The organism is Fretibacterium sp., assembly GCF_057312375.1.
On record NZ_DBHLDX010000088.1, the window covers coordinates 1 to 6,416 of the forward strand.

6 protein-coding genes are annotated in these 6,416 nt (G+C 59.2%); 5 read left to right on the forward strand and 1 reads right to left on the reverse strand.

Annotated elements, in window-relative coordinates; translation table 11 throughout:
• Window positions 1–292 precede the first annotated feature (292 nt).
• Window positions 293–1,234 (reverse strand): AEC family transporter, encoded by a 942-nt coding sequence (locus ACO41U_RS09615; RefSeq protein WP_485943517.1) that lies wholly within the window; start codon window positions 1,232–1,234, stop codon window positions 293–295.
• A gap of 536 nt (window positions 1,235–1,770) precedes the next feature.
• Between ACO41U_RS09615 and ACO41U_RS09620 the strand changes: the two genes are divergently transcribed.
• The 5 genes from ACO41U_RS09620 to ACO41U_RS09640 all read left to right on the forward strand — a co-directional run.
• Window positions 1,771–3,060 (forward strand): PTS transporter subunit IIC, encoded by a 1,290-nt coding sequence (locus ACO41U_RS09620; RefSeq protein WP_485943519.1) that lies wholly within the window; start codon window positions 1,771–1,773, stop codon window positions 3,058–3,060.
• Between the two features lie 4 nt (window positions 3,061–3,064).
• The gene (locus tag ACO41U_RS09625) at window positions 3,065–4,132 is read left to right on the forward strand and encodes a 2-hydroxyacid dehydrogenase (protein ID WP_485943521.1); all 1,068 of its coding nucleotides are present in this window, start codon (window positions 3,065–3,067) and stop codon (window positions 4,130–4,132) included.
• Window positions 4,133–4,175: 43 nt separating this feature from the next.
• On the forward strand, window positions 4,176–4,934 hold the full coding sequence (locus ACO41U_RS09630) for an SDR family NAD(P)-dependent oxidoreductase (RefSeq protein ID WP_485943523.1): 759 nt from the start codon (window positions 4,176–4,178) through the stop codon (window positions 4,932–4,934).
• Between the two features lie 31 nt (window positions 4,935–4,965).
• Window positions 4,966–5,844: a class II fructose-bisphosphate aldolase gene (locus ACO41U_RS09635; RefSeq protein WP_485943525.1), complete on the forward strand. Its 879-nt coding sequence runs from the start codon at window positions 4,966–4,968 to the stop codon at window positions 5,842–5,844.
• Window positions 5,845–5,860: 16 nt separating this feature from the next.
• A partial coding sequence (locus ACO41U_RS09640) for an FGGY family carbohydrate kinase (protein WP_485943527.1) occupies window positions 5,861–6,416 on the forward strand: 556 nt, incomplete at its 3' end.

The following is a 6,416-nucleotide window of genomic DNA, read 5'->3' on the forward strand; positions in this document are numbered from 1 at the left end:
CTTGACCTTCGCCTGGAAGGGCGCCAGGATCGTCAGGGCGATCACGACCGCCGCCAGCAGAACGATCAGCGAGATGCTCCTGTAGAAGCTCTTCCACGCGGGCCTGTAAATCTTCTCGTTTCCAGCCATATTCTCTGCCTCCCAAAAGGTCATCAATGATACATGATTTTCTATTATAGCAAAAACGGCTGAAACCTGCGGATAAAATCCCGCGTCCTCCATCAATTTTTTTGCGCCGTCCCAGCCCTCCCAAACGGACCGAACGTTGAAGTGCTGCCCGCCGCCTCGAACGTCACACGAAGACGCTGGATGCGACCGACATCCAAAACAACAGGGTCAGAAGGCAGAGGAGCGTCGAGGAGGCCACCAACACGGCCGCGTAGTCGCTGTCCATGCCGAAGCCGCCGGCCAGGACGTAGCAGTTGAAGGCCGGCGCGACGGCGGAGGCGACCACGGCCACCCGCATCAAGACGGGGTTCTCAACGGGAAAGAGGACGAACGCCAGCATGACTACGGCCGGGTGGATGAAGAGCTTCATCAGCATGTCCGGCCAGGCCGAGCGGATGTCGTGCAGCAATTTCTCAGGTGCCAGGGCCGCCCCGATCGCCAGAAGCGACATGCCGTTGCCGCAGTTCCCCAGCACCTCGACGACCCGCATGGACCAATCCGGAAGCAGCGGCGTCCACCCCGCCGCCCCGATGAGTATCCCCGCCGCGCCAGCCAGCAGGATGGGGTTTCGCACCGTCCGCGCCAGCGCATTCAAGAACGTCCTTCCGTCCGTCCTGCCCGACAGCGCAAACTGCGCCAACAGCAGCGGAACCAGGTTAAAGTACGGCATACCGACCGCCACAAAGAGCATCTGGGCCTCGGCCCCCGCCTGCCCCAGCCAGAGGGAGATCACCGGCAGGCCGACGAAGATCGCGTTGGGACGCACTGCGGTCAGGATCGCTACAGCGCGCCGTTCCGGCGTCGTGTGCCGCATCCCTGCCAGCACCCAGGCCACTGCCGTCGCTGCCACGTAGCCGCCAATCAGCACGCTGGGAAAACGCCAACCACGGATCGTGGAGGCGTCAAAGCCCAACCCCGCCTTGAAGAAGCCCAGGGGCATCAGCAGGACAAAGAGCAGCGCGTTGAGCTCCTTCAGGCCCACGGCCGTGATGCGCCCGCTCCGCCTCATATACCACCCGCACCCCATGACGATAAAGATCACGAGGTTGGTCAGGAACCCTCTCATTGCCGCACGACCTCCCGAACGCTTCAGCTTATGCGTTTATTGTACGCCATCCCCGGCCCCCCAACCCGAGGGCAAAAAAATAGCACCAAGAGGACGTTTGGCCGATAGGAGCGAGTGGGTGTGGGTGGAAGCCAACGCTGATAGGCTTATGTCGGAAAGAGGAGAAGAGTCCTTTATTTGAACCTTGTCTGACTTTCCCGTCCCTGTGGATTTGGGAACGGAAAAACCTCTTGAAATTCTTTCACAAATTTCTTATCATGGAATTGATATGCAACTCGTCTTTACTGTAATGATGGAATTCAGGAAATGGATCGCATCTGTGTGCGTGATTGACGTCGCTGGCAAGACGGTTGGGCTTATCAAAACGCCAAGGCAGACAATCTTCAATATCACCCACACAAAGGACTTTGAAGGGAGGCGAACCATCGCATTTTAACTCAGCAACCTTTCCAAAATTCACCAACCTTTTTTCAGCGTGCGTCTTTAGGGCAGATTCATTTGGATTCTCAAGCTTTCTTAATCAGGAGGGCATGTCGATGAGTTTCTTCAACGCATTGATCGGAATGGGTGCCACAGTCATGATGCCGATTATCTTCTTTGTCGTTGGATTGATCTTCGGCGTCAAGCCGGGAAAAGCTTTTAAGGCAGGCATGACCGTTGGCATCGGCTTTACGGGAATCAACATGGTGGTGGGACTTCTGCTGACCAGTCTTGGCCCTGCGGCTATGGACATGGCAACGCGCTTCGGCCTGAAGCTGAACGTCGTGGACGTGGGTTGGGCCACGGGCGCAGCCATCGGCTGGTCTTCGCCCCTCATCCCCTTCATCGTGGTGGGCGCGATCCTGCTGAACCTCATCCTGCTGTTGCTTAATCTGACAAAGATACTGAACATCGACATCTTCAATTACTGGCTGATCTCCCTTGTGGGTACGCTCGTCTACGACATCACCGGGAGCATCCCCATGGGAACGGCGGCAGCACTGCTCCTCTACCTGATCGCTTTCGTCATCGGCGACCTGACGGCCAAGCCAATCCAGGCCATGTACAAGATGGAGGGCGTTGCCTTCGTGCATGCGACCTGTGGCATCTACGTTCCTCTGGGGATTTTCGTGAACTGGATTATTGAGCGCATCCCCGGTGTCAACAAGATCGACCTGAACCCCGAAAAGATTACGGAAACGCTCGGCGTCATCGGCGAGCCCATCACGCTGGCAACCGTCCTGGGAGCGGGCCTGGGCTTCCTGGCGGGCTGGCCCATCACCCAGGTGCTTCCGTTGGCCGTGAACGTGGCCGCAGTCATGATCCTGCTGCCCCGCATGGTGGGCGTCACAGTCGAGGGCGTCATGGTCATCCGCGACGCGGCCGAGGCTCGACTGAAGAAGCTGTTCCCGAAGCGCGAGTTCTACATCGGCATGGATACGGCGCTCCTGATCGGAGAGCCCTGTATCATCGCCACCTCCCTGCTGCTGATCCCCACGGCACTCCTGCTGGCCATGGTCCTGCCGGGCAACAACATGCTTCCGTTTACGGACCTCGCCTCCATCGTCTTCATCATCTCCATGGTGGCCCCCTTCTGCAAGAGGAATATGTTCCGCATCTACATCACGGGCATCCTGATCCTTGCGCTTTGCCTGTACGCGGGCACGGCCATGGGACCGGACTACACCGAGGCAGCCAGGAAGGCCAACATCCAAATCACCGAGGGGCAGGAGCTGGGCAACCTGGTCTCTCCCTACAATACGCCGGCTGGCTGGGCTATCGTCGAGGCATCCAGGCTGATGAGGGTGGATGCTCCTGCGGGGACCCCGGCCCCGGAAGGAAAGTAAAGCCATGGAAATCGTCGGCATTGGAGACCTTTTAATCCCGGAACAGTACATCAAAAAGGGCTTCCACAACTTTGAGCAGGCGGGCCACACGGTCAGGACGGTCCAGTGGAAGCTGAAGGACTACGAGGAGCTTCAAAACATCAACTTGAAGGTGGAAACTGGAGGCAGCGAGGCCTTTGAGCCACCCCAGGAGGTCCTGGACGCCATCGAAGGTGCGGATGTCGTCATCACGCAGTTTTGTCCCGTCACTAAGCGAGTTTTGGACCACTGCAGGAACTTGAAGGCCGTGGGGGTGCTGCGAGGCGGGTACGAAAACGTCAACGTCCGCCATGCCAGCGAGAAGGGAGTGCTGGTCCTCAACACGCCGGGCCGGAACGCCAACGCTGTGGCAGATTTTGCTGTGGGCATGATGCTCTGCGAGTGCCGCAACATCGCAAAAGCCCATCGAAACCTGAAGGAGGGCAGGTGGGTGCGGGACTACGACAACGCGGCAACCGTACCCGACTTGCCGGACAAGACCGTGGGCATCGTGGGCTTTGGCGCCATTGGGCGCAAGGTGGCGCAACGGCTGCAAGGCTTCGAGATGAACATCCTCGCCTACGATCCCTTCGTGAAGGAGGGCCCGGATTACGTGAAGCTGGTCCCTCTGGAGGAGCTCATGAAGGAGTCCCGCTTCGTTACCCTGCACGCCAGGCTGAGTCCGGAGACGGAGCACATGATCGACGGAAAGATGCTGGCACTCATGCGTCCCGACGCTTACCTCATCAACACGGCGCGTTCCGGCCTGGTGGACGAGAAGGCGCTCTACGAGGCACTGAAGGCAAAGAAGATCGCGGGCGCTGCCTTGGACGTCTTCGACGTGGAGCCGCCCTCTGCAGACTATCCGCTGGTCGCCCTGCCTAACGTAACGGTGACGCCACACCTGGCGGGCGGAACGATGGACGCCTTCACCAACTCACCCAAGCTGTTAGCCCTTGAGATGATCCACCTTCTGGAGGGGAAGAGCTCCCGCTACATCGTCAACAAGGACATCTTTGACTCTGCAGTGAAGAAATTTCAGGCGGTAAACTGACGGCGGGCCCACGGCCCGCTATCAGCGAAAGGGGCGAGGAGCGATGGACTTTGGATTAAAGGGCAAGAACGTATTGATAACGGGCAGCACCAAGGGGCTCGGCAAAGCCATAGCGGAGGTCGCCGCGGAGGAGGGTGCCAACGTGGTCGTCTCCGGGCGGAAGGAGGAGGAGGCGAAGGCTCTGGCCTCCTCCATTGCCTCGCGCTTTGGAGTGAAGGCCCTACCCGTTGCAGCCGACCTCGGCCAAGTCGGTGCGGCGGAGGACCTCTTTGCGGACGCGCTGGCAGCCATGGGGAGCCTGGATATCCTGGTGAACAACGCCGGCATCTGGCCAACCGCTTACGTCCGTGAGATGGATAGGGCCGAGTTTGAGCGCACGATTTACATGGACCTGGAGGTACCCTACATCCTCTGCCGACTGATGGTCAAACACCTAATCCCTGCAAGGCGGAAGGGAAAAATCGTCAACGTCGTCTCTCAGGCGGCTTTCCACGGCTCCACCACGGGTCATGCACACTACGCGGCAGCCAAGGCCGGGCTCGTTGCCTTCACGATATCCCTAGCACGCGAGGTGGCAAGGGACGGGATCAACGTCAACGCCGTAGCACCAGGCATGATGGATACGCCCATGGTGGCGGACGCCATGGCCAAGAAAGCCGACTACTACAACAGCAGGATCCCCATCGGCAGGGTTGCAAAGCCTGAGGAAGTGGCCTATGCCGCCATCTTTCTGGCCTCGAACAAGGCAGACTACCTCACGGGGATCACCCTCGACGCCACCGGCGGCATGCTGATGCGATGATGGCAATTGATGAGAGCAAGGAGGGACCTTAATGGCACTGGTAACTCTAAACACGATGCTGGACAGGGCAAGGAAGGGGAAATACTGCGTCGGCGCGTTCGACGCTAGCACCATTGAGATGGCCATGAAGATAGTGGAGGCTGCGGAGGAAAAGCGCTCCCCCATCATCCTGATGGGCTTGGCGCTGGACCTCCAGCCGGGTAACATGCTGGACTACTGGCTCTACAGCCTGCGGGACATGGCAAAGAGAGCCAGCGTCCCCGTGTGCCTGCACCTGGACCACGCCAAGGATATGGATTTCCTGAAGAAGTGCGTTGACGCGGGCTTTACCTCCGTAATGTACGATGCATCCACCTTTCCCCTGGAAGAGAACATCCGCCTGTCGAAGGAGGCCGCGGACTACGCCCATGAGCGCGGCGTCAGCGTTGAGGCGGAGTTGGGACACGTGGGCGACGGACTCATCTCCGGCGAGGCGCGGACGGACGGGAAGTACGACAACCCAGACGACTATCTGACAAACCCGGACGAGATGCAACACTTCCTCGAAGCAACCGGCGTGGACTGCCTGGCCGTGGCGGTGGGCACCTCCCACGGCGTCTACGTCCACACGCCAAAACTCCACTTTGACAGGCTGGAGACGCTGAACCGGATATCGACGGTCCCCATGGTCATGCACGGCGGCTCCGGAACGCCGGACGACCAGATCAAAAAGGCCGTGGAGCGGGGTATCTGCAAGCTGAACATCTACTCGGAGATGCTGAGTGCCTACTACGGCGAGTTGAAGAAGAAGCTTGAGGGGGCCGCATCCCTGGCGATCTGGGTCAGCAAGGCCAACGAGCAGCCCTTGGAGGCCTTGAAGAAGGTCGTCCTCGATAAGATCGATCTGGTTGGCTCCGCCAACAAAGCATAAGAGGGGATGGATGATCATGAGCGATTACCTGATCGGCATTGACGCTGGAAACACCTCGAGCAAGGTCGTCATCTTCGACGCAAACGGCACGATCGTCTCCACGGCGGCCACACCCAGCATGCGCTTTAAAAAGCGCGGCGAGGGTTTTGAGGAGTTCGACGTGGACGAGCTTTGGGCACTGAACCTGAAGTGCATTCGCGAAGCCATCGACAGTGCAAAGGTCAACCCGAAGGACATCAAGGGCATCGGCGTGACCTCCTTTGGGAACGGCGTCGTGTTCCTGGGCAGGGAGGGGCAGTCCATCGCTCCCGGCTGCTTCTCTCAGGATTACCGCGCCAACGGAATCCTCGACATGTACCGCAGGGAGGGGACCTACGACGCGATCAATGAGATCGTGAAGGGGACGCTCTTCGCCGGGGAGCCCGGACCAATCCTGCGCTGGTACAAGGAAAACGACCGAAGCATCTACGACAAGATCGGCGGCGTCCTGACGTTTAAAGACTACATCATGTACCGCCTGACGGGCGTCTTCGCGACGGACCTGAACTGTTTCGGCGGCTCCTTCATGGTGG